We start from the raw sequence: 19,431 nt of genomic DNA, 5'->3' as shown, positions 1-19,431 counted from the left end.
CGGCCACGTGGTCGAGCGATCGGAGAGACCCTGATGGTATTGATCTACCCTCTTCCGTGGGTTCTGATAGATTTCTGCGGTCTGTCGGTATTTGGTGGTTACTCTCGCTAGCCTGAGTCTTGTTCACGGCAATCACGGGCTTTTGCGAGGAGTCGCGCATGGACGTCGACATCAGTATTCGGGTGGACGGCGATACGCATCGATTGTCGGTGGATACCCGTACGACTGTGCTTGACGCGCTGCGGGAGCGGCTGGGGATCACCAGCGCGAAGAAGGGCTGCGATCACGGCCAGTGCGGTGCGTGCACGGTGCTGCTGAACGGGCGGCGGGTGAACAGTTGCTTGCTTCTGGCGGTGGCGCATGACGGTGGCGAGATCGTGACGGCGGCCGGACTCGCGGTCGACGGTCAGATGCACCCGATGCAGAGGTCGTTCATCGAACACGATGCGTTCCAGTGCGGGTACTGCACCCCGGGGCAGATCGTTTCCGCCGTGGCCATGCTGAGCGAGGTCGCGGCTGGTTGGCCGAGCTTCGCCACCCCGGCCGCTGAGCAATCGGTTGGCGTTGATTCCGTTGCGGTCCTCGATGACGACGAGATTCGGGAGCGGATGAGCGGGAACCTGTGCCGCTGCGCCGCGTACGCGAACATCGTTCCCGCGATCCAGGAGGTGGCCAAGGCATGAGGCCATTTCGATACGCCCGTGCCGATGACGTGTCCAGCGCCGTGGCCCTCCTGGCGCGCTCACCCGAGGGTGCTTTCCTCGGCGCGGGAACCAATCTGGTCGACCTGATGAAGTTGGAGGTGCTGAAGCCGGACCTGTTGGTCGACGTGCGTCAGGTCACCTCGGACACGGTCGAGGAGTTGCCCGATGGTGGGATACGCGTCGGCGCGGCCGTGCCCAACAGTGACCTCGCCGCGCATCCGCTGATCCGCCGCCGCTACCCGTTGTTGTCCGAGGCGATCCTGGCCGGAGCGTCCGGCCAGCTGAGGAACATGGCGACGACCGGTGGGAATCTGCTGCAACACACGCGCTGTGTGTACTGGCAGAACGTCACCACCGCGTGCAACAAACGCGAGCCGGGCTCCGGCTGTTCCGCGATCGACGGCTCCAACCGGGACATGGCGATCCTGGGAAGCTCGCCGCAGTGTGTGGCGACCCACCCGTCGGACATGGCCGTGGCGCTCACGGCCCTGGACGCGGTCGTGCGAACCGAGAGTCCCTCCGGTCAGCGGACGATCCCCCTGGCGCAGCTCCACCGACTGCCGGGGGACGAGCCGCAGCGTGACACCATCCTCGAACACGGCGAGCTGATCACCGCCGTGGACATCCCGCCGCTGCCGTTCGCGGTCCAGTCGCGGTACCGCAAGGTACGAGACCGCGCCTCGTACGCCTTCGCGCTGGTGTCGGTGGCCGCCGCGATCGACGTTCAGGACGGTGTGGTGCGCGATGTGCGTATCGCGCTGGGCGGCGTGGCGCACAAGCCGTGGCGGGCGACGATCGCGGAGCAGACGCTGCGCGGCGGTCCGGCTGGCCCGGACCGATTCTGGGAGGCGGCGAGCGCCGAGGTCGCCGAGGCCCGGCCGCTGACCCAGAACGCGTTCAAGGTCACCCTCGCCCGCAACACCATGGTCGAGACACTGCTCACCCTGACCGGACAGTCGGCATGACCACCATCACGCCGCGCGCCATGGGTCAGGCGCGCAGCCGCGTCGACGGTCCGGACAAGGTACGGGGCCATGCTCCGTACGCGTTCGAGCAGCCGGTCGACCAGCCGCTCTACCTGTACCCGGTGGAGGCGACCGTCGCCGTCGGCCGGATCACCGGCATCGACTGCAGCCACGCCAGTGCGCAGCCGGGAGTGGTGAACGTGCTGACCCACCTCAACGCCGAGCGAACCTCGGCCGGCGCCAGTGGCGAACTGGGCATCCTGCAGAGCGATCAGGTGGCCTTCCGTAACCAGTTCGTCGGCGCGGTGATCGCGGAGACGTCGGAGATCGCCCGGTACGCGGCCGGCCTGGTCCGGGTCGATTACGAAGCGCGCCCACACGATGTGGTGTTGAACGAGGGGCGTAACGACCTGTACGAGCCGGAGCAGTTGGCACCGGTGTTCCCGATGCACACCGACAAGGGTGACGTGGACGCCGCGCTGGCCGCAGCACCGCTCGTCCTCGACCAGGGCTACACCACGCCCCGATACCACCACAACCCGCTGGAGGCGCAGAGCACGATCGCCGTCTGGGCGGATGGTCGGTTCACCCTCTACATGTCCACTCAGGGAGTGCACGTCGCGCGTGCCTGCCTGGCGCAGGTCTTCAACATCGACCCCGAGCGCATCCGGATCATCGCACCGTACATCGGCGGCGCGTTCGGCTCGAAGGTCCAGCCCCGTGCGGATGCCGTACTCGCCATGCTGGCCGCCCGTATGGTGCCCGGCCGCCCGGTGAAGTTCCAGCTGACGCGCCAGCAGACGTTCTCCCAGACGGGGTATCGCCCGCCAACCATTCAGCGGGTCCAGCTCGGCGCCGACCGCGACGGGCGGCTGCTGGCGGTCGCCCACAGCTGCATCGCGCCCACGGCGAAGATCCAGGAGTTCGCCGAACACGGCACGCGCTCGACACCCTCCGTCTACGCCACACCCAACCTCCGTACCCGTCAACTGCTGGCCAAGCTGGACATCTCCACCCCGTCGATCATGCGGGCACCGGGCGAGGCTTCCGGCATGTTCGCCGTGGAATCGGCGATGGACGAACTGGCCATCGCCTGCGGCGTCGACCCCGTCGAGTTCCGCATCCGCAACGATGCTGACACCCACCCGCTGACCGGACTGCCGTTCAGCAGCCGCAACCTCGTCGGATGTCTGCGCGAGGGCGCCCATCGCTTCGGCTGGGACCAGCGCGATCCCACCCCACGCGCCCGCCGTCAGCAGGGGTGGCTGGTCGGCACCGGAGTGGCGACCGCCATCTACTCGGTGTTCCGGCTACCGGGCTCGGCCAGCATCCAGGCACACCCGGACGGGCGCTACACGGTGGCCATCGGCGCCGCGGATATCGGTACCGGCACCTGGACGGCGCTGGCGCAGGTCGCCGCCGACGCCCTCGGCGTCGAGGTGAACCAGGTGGAACTTCAGATCGGCGACACGAACTACCCGCGCGCCTCGGAGGCCGCGGCCTCGTCCGGAATCACCAGCTGGGGCGCCGCGATCTGCGAGGCGGCCGACCAGCTGCGCGACGCGCTGGCCAACCAACACGGCGGCCGGATTCCCCCGGAGGGCCTGAAAATCATCGCCGACATGCCCGACAACCCGTACCTCAAGCAGTACTCGATGCACAGCTTCGGCGCACAGTTCGCCGAGGTCCGGGTCAACGAGTTCACCGGGGAAATCCGGGTTCCCCGGCAACTGGGCGTCTTCGCCGTCGGCCGCATCGTCAACCCCAAGACCGCCCGTTCACAACTGCTCGGCGGGATGACCTGGGGCCTGTCCATGGCGATCCACGAACACGGCGTCCTCGATCCCCGCTTCGGCACCACCATCACCCAGGACCTGGCCACCTACCACGTCGCCAGCAACGCCGACGTCGGCAACATCGAGGTGCACTGGCTCGATGAGTACGACCCGTACGTCAACCCCATGGGCACAAAGGGAATCGGCGAAATCGGGATGGTCTCCGCCGCCGCCGCCATCGCCAACGCCGTCCACCACGCCACCGGAGTACGCGTCCGCGACCTACCAATCACGCTGGACAAACTACTGCCCGAAACCAGACCTGCGACCGAAACCCCCTAGAAATCCCCCGCTGCCACACGCTCAAGGCGAAAGACACATTTCGCAGGTCTCCTGCCGAGGTGTAGTAAGCGGCCGGCGCCCCGCACACCTGCCGCTTCGCGGGGCGCACTTAGCAGCAACGCGTGTCCGACGAGATCCTGTGTCGAAGTCACAGGCGGTCGCGCCGCGCCGGGACGGCGGGCCGGCCGGAGTTGGCGAGGGCGATGCGCCAGTCGTTGCTGCGCATCAGGGAGCCGCTGCCCGGCGGGTACTCGAAATTGCAGGGGCCGAGGAGAGTGAAGCCAAGGCGGTGGCAGAGTGCGTTGGAGGCGACGTTCTCGACTGAGGGAAACGCGTGCAGGCTGTGGGGTGCGTCAGAGTGGCGGGCGACCTCGCCGACGATGGTGATCAGCGCGGCGCCGGCTGTGCTGGCGATGCCTCGGCCCTGATAGGGCGGTAGGACGTTCCAGCCGGTCTCGTAGATCTGCTCGCCCTGCCAGTCACGCTGGTGGTAGGCGATGCTGCCGACCATCTCGTCGCCAAGCAGTACGGCGAACATGCAGCCACGGCCAGTTGTCGGCAGGGCAAGGTATCGGCGGTGCCGGGCAAGTAGTTGTTCCTCCGGCTCGGGACCGCCGACGTGTCGACGCATCGGCGGGGTGTTGATTCGGCGTAGGAGGTCAAGCGCGGATTCCGACCAGGGCTCAAGACGAACGTCCATGCCGCGCAGCCTGGCAGGCGTCGGGATCGTCAAGCATCCCATTTCGAACGGGTGCGGCGCCCGCCTGCCTCTCCAACTCGGGGGTTGCTACCTGGTCAGCCTCGCTCGGGCGTCCTCGGCGTCGGGGTGGTCGAGCGCGTCGAGGATGGCCAGTGCTTCCTGCCAGGCGAGCCGCGCCTCGGTCTCCCGCCCGCCGGCCTCGTGACAGTCGCCGATGTGGAGGAGGATTATCGCCTCCGGGTACCGGTGGCCGAGTTCACGCAGCATGGCCAACGAGCGTTGGTGGCAGGCGCTGGCCTCGTCTTCGTGCCCGAGCTTGTGGTGGGCCTGGCCCAGGCTGTCCCAGGTGTACGCCTGACCGGACCGGTTGCCGACCGCCTCGAACAGTGCCAACGCCTGCGTGCAGCTGACCAGCGCCTGGTCGTAATCGCCGGCGAGGTAGCGGTTCCAGCCGATGTCGTTGAGCGCCGCCGCCTCACGGTCACGGTCGTTCCCGGCCCGGAACAGCGCCAGCGCGCGGTTGACCTCGACCAACACCGCGGCATAGCGGCCGAGGTTGGTAAACACGGCGGCAAGACCGAGGTGGATCCCTCCCTGGCGGACGGGGTCGGGGTCGGGACCCAGGTCGATGGCTCGCTGATAGAGCTGGATCGCCCCGTCATGGTCACCCATCTGGTTCAGGGCGCCGCCGAGGCACGAGAAGGCGGCGCGCAGGGCAGTCGGGTCGCCGAGACGCCCAGCGGCCCGAACGGCCGTCTCCTGCAGGCTCACCCAGAGCCGTACGAGGCCCCGCCGCCGCAGGTAGTTCTCGAGGATCGCCGCGAACGCGATGGTGTGACGGTCGAGTTCGGCGGCCTCGACAAGTCTCGCGACGGCGACAAGGTTGGCCACCTCCGCGTCGAACCAGGCCAGCGCCTGCTGCTCGTCGGCCGGCTCGACGACGGACACGCCCGGCCCGGCCGGCGGTGGCTCGACCGGCGAGTGTTTGGCCTTGCCGAACTGCCGGTTCGCCGTATCGGCGCTGTGCACATGGTGGTCGATAAGGCGTCGGGTGACGCAGCGACGGTCGTCGGCGGTGTCGAGGCGCTCGGCGAGGTCGGCGGCGTAGGCACGGAGCAGGTCGTGGAACGCGAACCGGCCCGGCCGATGCTCGCTGATGAGGTTCGCCCCGGCAAGCTCGGCCAGCAGTGGCCGGACCTGGGCGACCGGTAGCCCACAGGCACTGGCGGCGGCCGACACGGTCAGATCCGGTCCCGGGTGCAGGCCGAGCCGCCGGAACACGGTCGCCGTGGGTTCGCGCAACGCGGCGTACGAGCAGCCGAACACCGACCGGACGTCGCTGGCCGCGTCGGTCCCGCCGAGGGCGTCGAGCGGTGTCTGGGCCTCGCGCATCTCCTCGACCAGCCCGGCCAGTGGGAGTTCGGGCCGTACCGCCGCCCGAGCCGCGGTGACCGCGAGCGCGAGCGGGAGGCGTGCGCACCGGGTGATGATCTCCGTAACGGCGTCCGGCTCCGCCGCGAGCCGTGCGGGTCCGAGCCGGCGCGTCAGGAGGTCGTGAGCCTCGTCCGGGTCGAGGACACCGATGGCAATCGGCTCGGCGCCGTCCAGGGCGACCAGGCCGGTGAGCTGGTCGCGGCTGGTCACCAGGACGAAGCTGCCCGAGGTGTTCGGCAACAACGGCCGGACCTGGCTGGCGTCCCGAGCGTTGTCGAGGACGACCAGCACCCGCCGGCCGGCCAGCTCGCTGCGATACTGACCGACGAGGCTTTCCTCTGTCGTGGACAGACTCTGCGCGGGCGCGCCCAGGGCTGCCAGGAACCCACGCAGGACCTCGTCGGGCCGCGCCACCGCTCCGGTGGGATCGAAGCCCCGAAGATTGGCGTAGAGCTGGCCGTCCGGGAATCTCGCCGCCACCGAATGAGCCCAGTGCACCGCCAGAGAGGTCTTGCCCACGCCCGCCGTTCCCACAATGGTCGCCACCGCCGCGGAGGCGCCCGTCACGTCGGAGAGCAGCCCGTCCAACTGCTTGAGTGGAAGGGCCCGGCCCACGAACCGGCTCACATCGGTCGGCAGCTGACGTGGTACCCCGCCGGGCCGGACCCGGGCTGCCACGACGCTCGGCGCCACGGGCTCCATGATGTCGGGGCCGGGGACGTGCAGCAGGACGTCGGGTTCCTCGCGCGTTTCCTCGCCTGGCCCGACCGGGCCTGCCTGCCGCGCCAGTATGGGGTCGCCCGCACGCTCCGTGCCGGCAGCGCTCGGCGTCGTCGGGGTCTGGGTCAGTACTCGTCGGTGCGCAGCCTGCAGCGGCGCGCTAGGGTCTATGCCGAGCTCCTCGGCGAGACGGTCACGGACCGCGTCGAACGCCGACAGTGCCTCCGCCTGCCGTCCAGCGGCGCCCAGGGCGGTGATGAGGCTGGCCTGTACGGGCTCGTGGAACAGTGCCATCGACGCGGCCAACTGAAGCGGCAGGATCACCCGCTCCGGTTGGCGCAACGACACGGCAAGTTCGGCAGCCGCCGTGCACACGGTGTGAAACTCGTCGTCGAGGGCGGCCAGTACCGGAGCCGCCGACCCATCGGCAAACCCGGCCCCTGCATGGCCCTTCCAAAGACCGAGCGCCTCGACATAACAGTCGAGCGCCAGGTCACGAGCCTGCCGGGCGAGAGCGGCGCGGGCGGCATCGACGAGCTCCCGGAACGACACCAGGTCCAGCACGTCGGGACCGGCGGTGAACACGTACGCGTTACCGTGGCGGTGCAGGTACCTACCGGATGACCGGACGGGCACCGCGGGTTCAAGCAACCGCCGCAGCGCCCCGATGTACTTCTGGATCACGTTGAGCGCACTCGCGGGGGCGTCGTCTGCCCAGATCAGGTCGATCAGGTCCCCCGTGCTGACCGGCTGGCCCACGCGAGCCGCAAGCAGGGCCAACACCTGCGCCTGTTGTCTGGGACCGGCGTTCAGCTCGACGCCGCCGCGCCAGAGCCGCAACGAACCAAGGATCTGTACGCGCAGTGGACCGACTCCCGCCCGCGGGTCATCGTCGTCACGCCGAACGAGATGCGCTGACTCAGCCACGTCTGCCGCCTCCCGGAAGGCCTATCCACATCGTCCACTTGCGACCTCGTCCGGCCGGAGCACCGAGTCTACTGATTCAGATATGGTGGCAGGAGCGGGTGGACGGCACGAGCATCAGCATCCCGCTCGACAGGAATACCCATCCGTTGGCGCGGCGTGACCGACGAGCACACATGGTCACGCGCTCCAGCATCTACCGACCACGGGTGACATCGGCCAGCTTAGGGGCCCGGTGGGCTGGAGCGGGGTTTAGAGGTCGACGGGCGTTCAATCCTTGGCGTCACTCACGACGACCCCGGTGAGTCCACTCGCGAGTGCCTGAACGAGGCCGTCGAGCCGTGGGCCGAAGTCGAGTGCGGCATGGGCCCAGCGCGGCTCATGCTCGTACAGTTGCGCCAGCGTCGCCGTCGGATGGGCCAACTGCCAGAAGCCGGCCGCCAGCACCACGGCCGCTGCCAGCAGGCTCGTGATCTGCTCGGCCGTCATGGTGCTCGCGTGATCCAGCGCGGCCACGATCTCCTCGTTCGCGAGGCTCGGCGCATCGATACCCGTTCATCTTGACGAACTTCCACCGGCAACCGCACATGCCCCGTTACACCTGGGCAACCCGGCAGGTCACAACACCGAAGGCGGCAGCATGACAACACGAGTTGCATTGATTACGGGAGCGTCGGCAGGAATCGGCGCGGAGACCGCACGCAAGTTCAGCGCACGCGGATACCTGGTCTACGGCGTGGCCCGCCGGGTGGACCGACTTGCCGAGCTAGCTCGCGACGGAGTGAGGACGTTCGAGATGGATGTGACCGACGACGCCTCCATCACGGCAGGCGTTCAACGAGTCATCGACGAGGCAGGACGTATCGACGTACTGGTGAACAACGCCGGCTACGGCACTCTCGGCTCTCTGGAAGAGACCGCACTCGCCGAGGGCCGGCGCCAGTTCGAGGTGAATGTCTTCGGCGCGATGCGCCTCACCCAGCTCACCATCCCGCACATGCGCGCCCAGCACTCAGGCCGGATCATCAACGTCAGCTCGGTCGGCGGGAAGATCTACAGCCCGCTGGCCGCCTGGTACAACGGCACCAAACACGCTTTCGAGGTGATGAGCGATTGCCTGAGACTCGAGCTGAGCCAGTTCGGCATCGACGTGGTCGTGGTGGAACCCGCCGGCACCAAAACCGAGTGGGGACCCATCGCCGCGGACAACGTCAACAACAACTCAGGCTGCGGACCCTACGCACGCCAAGCCAACGCCGTGGCCGAAAGCCTGGTGGGCGAATCGCAAACCGGGCGGTACACCCCAGCCGGTGTCGTGGCCGACACGATCGTCAGGGCCGCGATCGTCAACAAGCCCAAAACCCGTTACGCCGTCGGCTTCGGCGCGAAGTCGAGCATCGCAGCGCGGCGCGTACTCTCCGATCGCGTCTTCGATTCCCTCGTATTTCGAGTCTCCGGCGTGCCACGAAACTAAGGTGGGTGCCTGAGCGGGGCTCTCCCTCAGGTGCAACAAAGTGAGCGTCCGGAATCTGGGTTCGGGTGGCTCCGGTCGGTTGCCCTGCACGACGGTGCCGTGCGTGTCATCGCCGGGGAGCGTACGGCCTGACACCGTGCCCGCCCAGCAGAGGCGGCGCGGTCCGTGCGGTCTTCGGGCGGGGAACCGCCGCGCTCAGGCCCAGGCTGTCGTCGCGCCGTCGAACTCCTCGAAGACCAGCCAGGTACGGGTGGAGAGCACACCGGCGATGCCCTGCACCCGGTTGAGCACCACGTCCCGCAGGGCGGCGTTGTCCGGCGCCCGGACCAGCGCCAACACGTCGTGGTCGCCGCCGAGCAGGGCCGCGTGTTCGATGTAACGCACCCGGCCCAGTTCCACCGACACCTCCCGCCAGCTGTTCTGCTCGATCTGCAACGCGATGTACGCCGAGGTGCCGAGCCCGGCCCGCTCCGGCACCACCTGTGCCCGGAACCCGGTGATCACGCCGTCCTGGATCAGCCGCTCCACCCGCGCGTACGCGTTGGTCCGGGAGATGTGGATGCGCTCGGCGAGGGTACGGATCGAGGTGCGGCCGTCCCGGACGAGTTCGTCGAGGATCCGCCGGTCGACCTCGTCGAGAGGTCGGGCCGATCGTCCCGCTCCGACCGCGTACGGGCCCTGCTCCCGGTCCTCCTGGTCCATCCGAGTCCACCTCCGTTGCCAATCGTCCCGCGTTTCCCGAGGATCTTGAGTCAATCATCCGAGGGCGTGAGCATAGGCGCACCACACGTCCAGGAGGTCCCCGCCGTGACAACCACACCCCAGGCGGTCCGCAGGACATCCCCGCGTACCCGTCGGGCGGTCACCCCGCCCGACCCGGCCCGCGCCCTGCTGCCCAGTCCCGAGCCGGTCCGGATGATCGACGACCAGGGCAACCGGCTGCCCGAACGGGCCGACTACCCGGAGCCCTCCGCCGACGCGCTGCGCGAACTGTACCGGCGCATGGTCATCGGTCGGCGGTTCGACGTCCAGGCCACCACGCTGACCAAGCAGGGCCGGTTGGCCGTGTACCCGTCGGCCCGTGGCCAGGAGGCGTGCCAGGTCGGCGCGATGCTCGCCGTCCGCCCGACCGACTGGGTCTTCCCCACCTACCGCGAGTCGATGGCCCTGGTCTCCCGGGACATCGACCCGGTCGAGGTGCTGACCCTGCTGCGCGGCGACTGGCACTGCGGGTACGACCCGGCCGCCCGGCGTACCGCCCCGCAGTGCACCCCGCTGGCCACCCAGACCGTGCACGCCGCCGGACTCGCCTACGGCGAGGCGTACCAGGGGCGGGACACGGTGGCGCTGGCGTTCATCGGGGACGGCGCGACCAGCGAGGGGGACTTCCACGAGGGGGTCAACTTCGCCGCCGTGTTCAAGGCCCCGGTGGTCTTCTTCGTGCAGAACAACCGGTACGCGATCAGTGTGCCGCTGTCCCGGCAGACCGCCGCGCCGTCGCTGGCGTACAAGGGCATCGGCTACGGGGTGCCGAGCGAGCAGGTCGACGGCAACGACCCGGTCGCCGTACTGGCGGTGCTGAACCGGGCGGTCGCGCACGCGCGGGCGGGCAACGGGCCGTTCCTGGTCGAGGCGCACACGTACCGGATGGAGGCGCACACCAACGCCGACGACGCCAGCCGCTACCGCGACGGTGCCGAGGTCGACGCCTGGCGCGACCGCGACCCGATCGCCCGGCTGACGGCCTACCTGCGGCACATCGGGGCGTTGGACGACGCGGCCGAGGCGGCGGTGGCGGCCGAGGCGGAGGCGTACGCGGCCGACCTGCGGACCCGGATGAACGTGCAGCCGACCGTCGACCCGCTCAGCCTCTTCGACCATGTCTTCGCCGAGCCCACCCCACAGCTGGTGGAGCAGCGCGAGCAGGTCCGCGCCGAACTGGCCGCCGACGCCGAACAGGCCGCCGCCGAGCGGGCCGACGACGAGCGGGTAAACGACGACGAGCGGGGAGCGCGCTGATGGCGGGCATGACGATGGCGAAGGCGCTGAACGCGGCGCTGGCCGACGCGATGGCCGCCGACGAGCGGGTGGTGGTCTTCGGTGAGGACGTCGGCCAGCTCGGCGGCGTCTTCCGGATCACCGACGGGCTGCTGGCCCGCTTCGGTGACCAGCGCTGCTTCGACACCCCGCTGGCCGAGGCCGGCATCGTCGGCTTCGCGGTCGGGATGGCGATGTCCGGACTGCGGCCGGTGGTCGAGATGCAGTTCGACGCGTTCGCCTACCCGGCGTTCGAGCAGATCGCCTCGCACGTGGCGAAGCTGCGCAACCGGACCCGGGGCGCGCTGAGCGTGCCGATCGTGATCCGGGTGCCGTACGCCGGGGGCATCGGCGGGGTCGAGCACCACTGCGACTCCAGCGAGGCGTACTACGCGCACACCCCGGGGCTGAAGGTGGTCACCCCGGCCACCGTCGCGGACGCGTACTCGCTGCTGCGGGAGGCGATCGCCGATCCGGACCCGGTGGTCTTCATGGAGCCGAAGAAGCTCTACTTCGCCAGCGACGAGGCCACCCTGCCGGTGACCGCCGAGCCGTTCGGCCGGGCCGTGGTCCGCCGCCCCGGTCGGGACGCCACCCTGATCGCGTACGGGCCGTCGGTGCCGGTGGCGCTGGAGGCCGCCGAGGCCGCTCGCGAGGAGGGCTGGGACCTGGAGGTGATCGACTGCCGCACGATCGTGCCGTTCGACGACGAGACGATCAGCGCCTCGGTCCGCCGTACCGGCCGGTGTGTGGTGATCCAGGAGGCGCAGGGCTTCGCGGGGGTGGGCGCCGAGATCGCCGCCCGGGTCCAGGAACGCTGCTTCCACTCGCTGCACGCACCGGTGCTGCGGGTCAGCGGGCTGGACATCCCGTACCCGGCGCCGATGCTGGAACACACCCACCTGCCGAGCGTCGACCGGGTGCTCGACGCGGTCGCCCGGCTCCAGTGGGACGACCAGCCCGACCGGCGCTGGCTGCCGGCACTCGCGGGCAGCACCGCATGAGTGCCGTGGCTGCCCCGCAGGTCTTCCTGCTGCCCGATCTGGGCGAGGGGCTGACCGAGGCGGAGATCGTCGTCTGGCGGGTCGCGGTCGGTGATGTGGTGACCGTGGACCAGAGCGTGGTGGAGGTGGAGACCGCCAAGGCGGTGGTCGACGTGCCCTGCCCGTACGCGGGTCGGGTGGTCGCCCTGCACGGCGCGGTCGGTGAGGTGCGCCCGGTGGGCCAGCCCCTGATCACCGTGGCGGCACTGGACGCCGGCCCGGACACCCCGGCCGAGCCCGCCGCGCACGCCACCTACCGGGAGGAGGAGCGGGCCGGCTCCGGCAACGTCCTCATCGGGTACGGCACCGGCCACGGCGCCTCCGGCCGACGACGCCGCCGTCCCCGCCCAGCCCCGGAGCAGTCCGTTGCGGCATCCGAGCGGCAGGGCCGAGCTGACGCCGGGCAGGAGCCCGTGATCGCCGTCGCGGCTGCCACGCCCGCCCCGGTCACCACGGTCGCCGAGCCGGTGCGGCCGGCGGGCGGCGCGCCGCTGGTTCTCTCGCCGATCGTGCGGCGGCTGGCCAGGGAACACGGGCTGGAGTTGGCCGAGGTGCGCGGCACCGGACCCGGTGGCGTGATCCGCCGGGCCGACGTCGAGGCCGCCGCGGCACAACCCGCACCGGCGGCGCCGCAGCCCGAGGCAACGGCGCTGCCGGGTACGCACCGAACCGTCGACAACCCGGCCGGCGCGGACGTGATCATCCCGCTGACCGGGGTCCGGAAGGTGATCGCGGACAAGCTCTCCCGCAGCCGGCGGGAGATCCCCGAGGTCACCATCTGGGTCGACGTGGACGCCACCGCGCTGCTGGAGACCCGGGCGGCGATCAACGCCGCCCGCCCCGAGCAGCCGGTGAGCATCCTCGCGCTGCTGGCCCGGATCTGTCTGAGCGGGCTGCGCCGCTACCCGCAGCTCAACTCGCGGGTCGACACCGAGGGCCAGCGGATCATCCAGTCCGCCGCCGTGCACCTCGGCATCGCCGCGCAGACCGACCGGGGCCTGCTCGTACCGGTGGTGCGGGACGCGTCCGCGCTCACCACCAGCGAACTCGCCACCGCGCTCGGGGAGACGACGGCGGCGGCCCGTGCCGGTACGCTGCCGCCGGCCCGGCTGACCGGGGGCACCTTCACGCTGAACAACTACGGCGTGTTCGGTGTCGACGGGTCCACCCCGATCATCAACCACCCGGAGGCGGCGCTGCTCGGCATCGGACGCATCGTCGACAAGCCGTGGGTGGTCGACGGCCAACTCGCGGTGCGCAAGGTGACCCAGCTCAGCCTCACCTTCGACCACCGGGTCTGTGACGGTGGCGTCGCGGGAGGCTTCCTGCGGCACGTGGCCGACTGCGTCGAACAGCCGGCGATGCTGATCGCCCACTCCTGATCGGAGAACGGACCACGCCGGCCCCTGCTCCGGGGGCCGGCGCGGCGATCAGCGGGGCGTACGGATCGGGTAGCTGCTCTGGTAGGCGAGGCGTTTGTCGGCGTCGGCCGCCAACCGGTCGAGGATGTCGTCCAGGTCCAGGAACGCCTGCCACCGCTGGATTCCGGCGGTGTCGGCGATCCGGTCGAGGACGAGGGTTTCCAGGTCGGTGACCCGCTTCGCCTTCCAGATCTTGTCGGCGAGGCTGACGAGCAGGTCCTCGATCGTGATCCCGGTCCGGGTCCAGCTGCCGTGGCTGCCGGCGAAGCGGGCCAGTCGCGCGGGCACACCCTGGGCCAACAGCAGGGCCTCACCGGCGGGTTCGTGTGCCGTACCCGGGCCGGAGAGTTCGTCGACGTGGACGATTTTGCCGATGTCATGGGTCGCCGCCCCGTACAGCACGGCCGGACGGTCGACCGCAAGCTCCGGGAAACGGCCCGTGACCAGGTCGGTGAGCTGGTCCGCGACGTCGTGTACGGCACGCAGGTGCGCGGCCAGTCGCGGTGGGGCGTCGAGCCGCCGGAGCAGGTCGACCGCCTCGTCCGGCAGCGGACGCAGCGACATGCCGGTGTCGGTGAGCGCGTTGTCGAGCGCCGTGTTCGTCACCGGGGCGAGGGTACCTACTGCCAGGTGTCAGTGCAGTCCACGTTTGCGCGGACGACGCACGCCCTGCCGGAAACGTACCGTGCCGGGGCGCGCCGGCCGGCCGAACGGGTGATCGGACCGGACCACCCGCCCCAACGGGTGAAGATCAGCCGGCCGGTGGGCGGCGGGTGGTGAGGATGAGGTCGGCGACCAGGGCGGTCCACCCGGTCTGGTGCCAGGCGCCCAGGCCGGCGCCGTTGTCGCCGTGGAAGTACTCCGGGAACGCGATCAGATCCCGCCAGTCCGGGTGGCGCTGGAACAGGTCGCAGGCCCCGTAGATCGGTCGCCGACCCCAGTCGTCCGGTACGAACAGCGAGATCAGCCGGTTGGAGAGATCGTCGGCGATCTCACTCAGGGTGCGCTTGGTGCCGGACCGGGTCGGGTACTCGATCAACAGGTCGTCGCCGAAGAACGCCGCGTAGTCGCGCAGGGCGTGGATCAGCAGGTAGTTGGTCGGCATCCAGATCGGGCCGCGCCAGTTGGAGTTGCCGCCGAACAGTCCGCTGGTCGACTCGGCCGGTTCGTAACCGACGGTGAAGTCCTGGCCGCCCAGTGACACCGTGAACGGCTTGTCCAGGTGCTGCCGGGAGAGCGTGCGCAGCCCGTACGGGGAGAGGAACTCCTCCTCGTCGAGCATCCGGGCGAGCAGCCGCACGATCTGTTCCGGGCCGACCATCGACAGCAGCCGCTGCTGGCGGCCGTCCGAGGCCAGCCGGCGGGCACCGAGTACGGCGGCGTACTCGGGTTTGTGGGTGAGGAACCAGCGCAGCCGGGCGGCCAGTTCGGGGAGCCGGTGCAGGGTCTTCGCGGTCAGCCGGGTGGTGGCGGCCAACGGCAGCAGGCCGACCACCGAACGCACCTTCAGCGGGACCTTGCTGCCGTCGGGGAGCCGGAGCTGGTCGTAGAAGAAGGCGTCCTCGTCGTCCCAGAGCCCCTGCTTGTACGCCGCCCCCGCGATGTACGCGAAGTGCTCGAAGAACTTGGTCGCGATGTCGGCGTACGTGGGGTCGTGCTGGGCCAGGGCGAGCGCCATGTCGAGCAGGTTCAGCGCGTACATGGCCATCCAGCCGGTGCCGTCCGACTGCTCCAGCACCCCGGCCACCGGCAGCGCCGCCGAACGGTCGAACGGGCCGACGTTGTCCAGCCCGAGGAAGCCGCCCTCGAACACGTTGTTGCCGTTGACGTCCTTGCGGTTGACCCACCAGGTGAAGTTCAGCAGCAGCTTGTGCATCACCCGGGCGAGGAAGTCGTGGTCACGCCCGCCGTCGATCTCGAACACCCGCAGCGCGGCCCAGGCGTGCACCGGCGGGTTGACGTCGGCGAACGCCCACTCGTACGCCGGGATCTGGCCGTTGGGGTGCAGGTACCACTCGCGCAGCAGGAGCACGAGCTGGGCCTTGGCGAAGCCCGGGTCGATCCGGGCGATGGTGACGCAGTGGAACGCCAGGTCCCAGGCCGCGTACCAGGGGTATTCCCAGGGGTCGGGCATGGAGATGACGTCGAAGCTGTTCATGTGCCACCAGGCGCTGTTGCGCCCGTGCCGGCGACCGGGCGGTGGCGGCGGCGAGGCCGGGTCGCCGTCGAGCCACTGCTGCACGTCGAAGTGGTAGAACTGCTTGCCCCACATCAGCCCGGCGATGGCCTGCCGGGCCACGTCGGCCTCGTGCGGCGGTACGTCGGCCGGGATGATCCGGGCGAAGAAGTCGTCGGCCTCGGCCCGGCGGGCGGCCAGGGTGGTGTCGAAGTCGGCACCGAGGTCGAGTTCCGGGGCCGGGGCGGTGCCCGGCGGCGGGGCGGTCAGGCTGAGCCGGATCCGGATCTCCGCCTGCCCTCCGGCGGGTACGTCGAGCACGTAGTGCAGCGCGCCCTTGGTGCCCTCGCCGGCCGGGTTGACCGTGGCGGCGCCTGCGACCACGTGGTCGTTGATCCCGTCCTTCGGGTAGCGGCTGCGGCCGGGCAGGTCCCAGAGCCGTTCGGCGTTGGTCTCGTTGTCGCAGAGCAGCGCGGTCGGTGCGCCGTCGCCCTGGAGCACGAGTTGGCCGAGGATGCCGTGCTGGCCGACCAGTCGGGCGTCGGCGCCGGTGATCGTGGGCACCGCGTCGCGGCCGGGCAGCCCCCAGGACCAGGTGTTGCGGAACCAGAGGGTGGGTAACACGTGCAACTGGGCCGCCCGGTCACCACGGTTCGCCACGGTGATCAGGACGCACATGTCGGTCGGCGACGCCTTGGCGTAGTCGACCGTCACCGCCCAGTAGCGGTCGTCGTCGAAAATACCGGTGTCGACCAGTTCGTACTCTGTTTCGTCCCGGCCCCGCAGGCCGTTGACCGAAACCAGGTCGTCGTACGGGTAGCGCGCCTGCGGGTAGTGGTAGCGCCAGCGCATGAAGGAGTGGGTCGGCGTGGAGTCCTGGTACCACCAATACTCTTTGACGTCCTCGCCGTGATTTCCACCGTCGCTGCCGAGCCCGAACATCCGCTCCTTGAGGATAGGATCGGCGCCGTTCCACAGTGCGAGGGCGAAGCAGAACGTCTGCCGGTCGTCGCAGACGCCGGCCATGCCGTCCTCGTTCCACCGGTAGGCACGGGAGCGCGCATGATCGTGCGGGAAGTAGTCCCAGGCCGTACCGTGCTCGCTGTAGTCCTCGCGGACCGTTCCCCAGGCCCGCTCCGACAGATAGGGACCCCATTGTCGCCAGGCCTGCTCCCCCGAGTCGGCCTGGGCCAACCGGGTTCGCTCCGCGTCGTTCCCCGGTGCTGCGGCGGCCGGCACGTCGCTGATCACCTCCACCTTCTCGATCTTCCGCTGGAAGATCCCTCGCACGAACTTGACCACACTCGTCATTGTTCCTGGGGCGTGTTACAGACACCCTCGTGGGGCGTCTCTCGGGAGGAAGATTGATCGAGATCGGCTTCGGTCCGCAGGTCTGCGGCACGCTTCGCGCAGGTGCCAGCCGGGAATGGCTGGTGCCGGACGGCCGAGGCGGCTACGCCATGGGCACGGTCAGCGGACTGCGTACCCGGCGGTACCACGGGCTGCTGGTGGTCGCCGGGGACACCCCGGCCGTCCGCCGGCTCGGCCTGGCCAGCCTGGACGCGGCGATCACCTTCCCGACCGGCGCCCAGGTCCGGCTGGCCACCCACGAGTGGCAGTCCGGGGTGGTCGACCCGCGCGGCTTCGAACTGCTGGAACGCTTCGACCTGGTCGACGGGCTGCCGCGCTGGCGGTGGCGGGTCGGCGACCTGGTGATCGAACGCGAGCTGGCGATGACCTACGGGCGGTCCTGCGTCGCGGTGGTGCACCGGCTGATCTCCGGCGGGCCGGTACGGCTGAACCTGGCCGCCGCCTGCACCTGGCGCGACGCGCACGGTGAGCGGCGGGCGGACGGGCCGGCGCCCCGGACCGAGCAGGTCGCCGGTGGGGCGATCGTCGAGGGGGCGTACCGGCTGTCCGGGCCGGGTTGGGATCCGGCCGGGCAGTGGTGGCACGGGGTGCACCACCGCGAGGAGGCCGTCCGGGGGCTGCACCCGGAGGAGGACCTCTGGCACGCGGGCACCTTCTCCGCCGAGCTGTTCGGCCCCGGCGACACGGTCTCCGTGCTGGCCTGGGCGGACGACCTGGCCGAGCAGCCGCCGCCCGCGACGGAGATCATCGCCGAGGCGCGGCGGCGCAACCGCGCGGTGGTGGCGGCGGCCAAGCCGGCCGACCCGGTCGACGCGACCCTGGCCCTGGCCGCCGACGCGTTCGTGGTCGGGACCGCCAACGGGCCGGACGTGGTGGCCGGGTACCCGTGGTTCGGCGCCTGGTCGCGGGACACGATGACCGCGTACGAGGGGCTGTTCCTGCACACCGGGCGGGCCGACGAGGGGCGTGAGCTGCTGCGCGCGTACGCGGCGACGCTGTCGGAGGGGATGCTGGCGAACACCGCCGACACCGGTCGGGTGGAGTACAACACCGCCGACGCCACCCTCTGGTTCCTGCACGCGGTGGCCCGGCACGTGGAGCTGTCCTCCGACACCGACCTCGCCGACGAGCTGCTGCCGGCGCTGCGCTCGGTGGTCGACGGCCACCTCGCCGGCACCCGGTACGGCATCGGTGTCGACCCGGTCGACGGGCTGCTCACCCAGGGTGCCGCGGGTGAGGCGCTGACCTGGATGGACGCCCGGGTGTACGGCATCCCGGTGACGCCGAGGGCGGGCAAGCCGGTCGAGGTGAACGCGCTCTGGATCAACGCCCTGGCGGCGGTCGGCGAGTTGGCCGCCCTCGTCGGTCGGGATCCGGGTGCGGCACCCCGGGCCCACGCCCGGGCGCTGGCCTCGTTCCGGGACCGGTTCCCGACCCCGGCCGGCTGGCTCTACGACGTGGTCGACGCACCCGCGCCGACGTACCCGCTGGGTGGCGCCACCCAGCACGACGACGACCTGGTCCGACCCAACCAGCTGCTCGCCTGGTCGCTGCCGTACGCGCCGCTGGACCCGGATCCGGTGACGTTGCGGCTGCTCGGGGCGGCGCTGCTGACCCCGCTCGGCCCGCGCAGCCTGGCCCCGGACAGCCCCGGCTTCGTCGGTCGGCACCGGGGCGGCCCGGCCGAGCGGGACGGGGCGTACCACCAGGGCACGGTCTGGCCCTGGCTGCTCGGCCCGTACGTGGACGCCGCCCGTCGGGCGAATGTGCCAACCGACGACATGTTGATCGGCATAGATTCACATTTGCCCGAATTTGGCCTAGGCTCGGTCAGTGAGACGGCGGACGGCCTGGCGCCGCACACCGCCACCGGTTGTCCCTTCCAGGCCTGGTCGGTGGCGGAGGCGTTGCGGATCCGCCGACGCTGACCGTACCGCGCGGTTTCACACCCGCGTCACCCGACGGCAACGCCCGCGTGTTCCGGTTAACGCGCATCTTCCACGTCGCTACACATACATTTCGTACCGTCGAGCAAAACCTCATTCGCCCGCTGGACAAAATCGACCGATCGCCGTTACATGACCGCAACGGCCGCGTCTTCGCTGGTTATCTCCGTACCGGCAGGATTGGGCCAACCCAAAGGACGCGCCACGGCACCCGCTCAGGTGCCTACTGCGCATGCCCGAAACAGACTTGGAGGGCCGGTCCATGTCACCGAACGCCGAGGTAATAGACATCCGGTCGGCTCGTCGGCAGCGGATTCTGATGCTCTCCTGGGAATACCCGCCCGTCCTCGTCGGCGGACTCGGCCGACACGTCCACGCCCTCTCCGTCGCCCTCGCCGC

15 protein-coding genes are annotated in these 19,431 nt (G+C 70.2%); 9 read left to right on the top strand and 6 right to left on the bottom strand.

Annotated features, from left to right (window positions below; translation table 11 throughout):
• Positions 1–158 precede the first annotated feature (158 nt).
• From ACZ6QQ_RS15355 to ACZ6QQ_RS15345, 3 genes are read left to right on the top strand one after another with little or no spacing between them, the layout of a single operon-like run.
• Positions 159–683, top strand: coding sequence for a 2Fe-2S iron-sulfur cluster-binding protein (locus ACZ6QQ_RS15355; RefSeq protein WP_465876832.1), 525 nt, complete (start codon positions 159–161; stop codon positions 681–683).
• Complete coding sequence (locus ACZ6QQ_RS15350; protein ID WP_465876830.1) at positions 680–1,669, top strand: FAD binding domain-containing protein; 990 nt, start codon at positions 680–682, stop codon at positions 1,667–1,669. Before ACZ6QQ_RS15355 ends, ACZ6QQ_RS15350 begins: the two co-directional genes overlap by 4 nt.
• Entirely contained in the window at positions 1,666–3,786 is a 2,121-nt protein-coding gene (locus ACZ6QQ_RS15345; protein WP_465876829.1) for a xanthine dehydrogenase family protein molybdopterin-binding subunit, read from the top strand. Before ACZ6QQ_RS15350 ends, ACZ6QQ_RS15345 begins: the two co-directional genes overlap by 4 nt.
• A gap of 148 nt (positions 3,787–3,934) precedes the next feature.
• On the opposite strand, the gene ACZ6QQ_RS15340 is transcribed toward ACZ6QQ_RS15345, so the two are convergent.
• The 3 genes from ACZ6QQ_RS15340 to ACZ6QQ_RS15330 form a co-directional block, all read right to left on the bottom strand.
• Positions 3,935–4,486, bottom strand: a complete 552-nt coding sequence (locus tag ACZ6QQ_RS15340) for a GNAT family N-acetyltransferase (RefSeq protein WP_465876827.1) — start codon at positions 4,484–4,486, stop codon at positions 3,935–3,937.
• Positions 4,487–4,573: 87 nt separating this feature from the next.
• Positions 4,574–7,480: an AfsR/SARP family transcriptional regulator gene (locus tag ACZ6QQ_RS15335; protein ID WP_465876826.1), complete on the bottom strand. Its 2,907-nt coding sequence runs from the start codon at positions 7,478–7,480 to the stop codon at positions 4,574–4,576.
• Between the two features lie 354 nt (positions 7,481–7,834).
• Positions 7,835–8,080: a hypothetical protein gene (locus ACZ6QQ_RS15330; protein ID WP_465876825.1), complete on the bottom strand. Its 246-nt coding sequence runs from the start codon at positions 8,078–8,080 to the stop codon at positions 7,835–7,837.
• A gap of 124 nt (positions 8,081–8,204) precedes the next feature.
• Here ACZ6QQ_RS15330 and ACZ6QQ_RS15325 point away from each other — a divergent pair, with 124 nt between their 5' ends.
• Positions 8,205–9,038, top strand: coding sequence for an oxidoreductase (locus tag ACZ6QQ_RS15325; protein ID WP_465876823.1), 834 nt, complete (start codon positions 8,205–8,207; stop codon positions 9,036–9,038).
• A 195-nt stretch (positions 9,039–9,233) separates the two neighbouring features.
• On the opposite strand, the gene ACZ6QQ_RS15320 is transcribed toward ACZ6QQ_RS15325, so the two are convergent.
• A complete protein-coding gene (locus ACZ6QQ_RS15320; protein WP_465876821.1) occupies positions 9,234–9,740 on the bottom strand; it encodes an Lrp/AsnC family transcriptional regulator in 507 nt (168 codons plus the stop codon).
• Positions 9,741–9,812: 72 nt separating this feature from the next.
• On the opposite strand from ACZ6QQ_RS15320, the gene pdhA reads away from it, so the two are divergent.
• Genes pdhA through ACZ6QQ_RS15305 form a run of 3 tightly spaced genes read left to right on the top strand, consistent with a single transcriptional unit; the run spans position 9,813 to position 13,500 of the window.
• Entirely contained in the window at positions 9,813–11,057 is a 1,245-nt protein-coding gene (gene pdhA / locus ACZ6QQ_RS15315) for a pyruvate dehydrogenase (acetyl-transferring) E1 component subunit alpha (RefSeq protein WP_465877143.1), read from the top strand.
• Positions 11,057–12,079, top strand: coding sequence for an alpha-ketoacid dehydrogenase subunit beta (locus ACZ6QQ_RS15310; protein WP_465876820.1), 1,023 nt, complete (start codon positions 11,057–11,059; stop codon positions 12,077–12,079). The genes pdhA and ACZ6QQ_RS15310 overlap by 1 nt, the downstream gene beginning before the upstream one ends.
• Positions 12,076–13,500 (top strand): dihydrolipoamide acetyltransferase family protein, encoded by a 1,425-nt coding sequence (locus tag ACZ6QQ_RS15305; RefSeq protein WP_465876818.1) that lies wholly within the window; start codon positions 12,076–12,078, stop codon positions 13,498–13,500. Before ACZ6QQ_RS15310 ends, ACZ6QQ_RS15305 begins: the two co-directional genes overlap by 4 nt.
• Positions 13,501–13,548: 48 nt before the next feature.
• Here the strand turns inward: ACZ6QQ_RS15305 and ACZ6QQ_RS15300 are convergent, their stop codons facing one another.
• Both ACZ6QQ_RS15300 and ACZ6QQ_RS15295 read right to left on the bottom strand, forming a co-directional pair.
• Positions 13,549–14,145, bottom strand: a complete 597-nt coding sequence (locus tag ACZ6QQ_RS15300) for an HD domain-containing protein (RefSeq protein WP_465876817.1) — start codon at positions 14,143–14,145, stop codon at positions 13,549–13,551.
• Between the two features lie 145 nt (positions 14,146–14,290).
• On the bottom strand, positions 14,291–17,026 hold the full coding sequence (locus ACZ6QQ_RS15295) for an MGH1-like glycoside hydrolase domain-containing protein (protein ID WP_465876816.1): 2,736 nt from the start codon (positions 17,024–17,026) through the stop codon (positions 14,291–14,293).
• 53 nt (positions 17,027–17,079) lie between these two features.
• Here ACZ6QQ_RS15295 and ACZ6QQ_RS15290 point away from each other — a divergent pair, with 53 nt between their 5' ends.
• Together ACZ6QQ_RS15290 and ACZ6QQ_RS15285 are read left to right on the top strand one after the other, a co-directional pair.
• A complete protein-coding gene (locus ACZ6QQ_RS15290) occupies positions 17,080–19,014 on the top strand; it encodes an amylo-alpha-1,6-glucosidase (protein ID WP_465876814.1) in 1,935 nt (644 codons plus the stop codon).
• 280 nt (positions 19,015–19,294) lie between these two features.
• Positions 19,295–19,431, top strand: a 137-nt coding sequence (locus tag ACZ6QQ_RS15285; RefSeq protein ID WP_465877141.1) for a glycogen/starch synthase, incomplete at its 3' end; no start/stop codon positions are given.

It is taken from the genome of Micromonospora sp. NPDC049529 (assembly GCF_055586685.1).
The sequence above is the reverse complement of the archived record's forward strand: the minus strand, read 5'-3'. Positions and strand labels throughout refer to the sequence as shown.

Coding starts and splice junctions, on each gene's coding strand:
- ACZ6QQ_RS15355 (WP_465876832.1), top strand. CDS start 159: ATGGACGTCGACATCAGTATTCGGGTGGACGGCGATACGCATCGATTG.
- ACZ6QQ_RS15350 (WP_465876830.1), top strand. CDS start 680: ATGAGGCCATTTCGATACGCCCGTGCCGATGACGTGTCCAGCGCCGTG.
- ACZ6QQ_RS15345 (WP_465876829.1), top strand. CDS start 1,666: ATGACCACCATCACGCCGCGCGCCATGGGTCAGGCGCGCAGCCGCGTC.
- ACZ6QQ_RS15340 (WP_465876827.1), bottom strand. CDS start 4,486: ATGGACGTTCGTCTTGAGCCCTGGTCGGAATCCGCGCTTGACCTCCTA.
- ACZ6QQ_RS15325 (WP_465876823.1), top strand. CDS start 8,205: ATGACAACACGAGTTGCATTGATTACGGGAGCGTCGGCAGGAATCGGC.
- ACZ6QQ_RS15320 (WP_465876821.1), bottom strand. CDS start 9,740: ATGGACCAGGAGGACCGGGAGCAGGGCCCGTACGCGGTCGGAGCGGGA.
- ACZ6QQ_RS15310 (WP_465876820.1), top strand. CDS start 11,057: ATGGCGGGCATGACGATGGCGAAGGCGCTGAACGCGGCGCTGGCCGAC.
- ACZ6QQ_RS15305 (WP_465876818.1), top strand. CDS start 12,076: ATGAGTGCCGTGGCTGCCCCGCAGGTCTTCCTGCTGCCCGATCTGGGC.
- ACZ6QQ_RS15295 (WP_465876816.1), bottom strand. CDS start 17,026: ATGACGAGTGTGGTCAAGTTCGTGCGAGGGATCTTCCAGCGGAAGATC.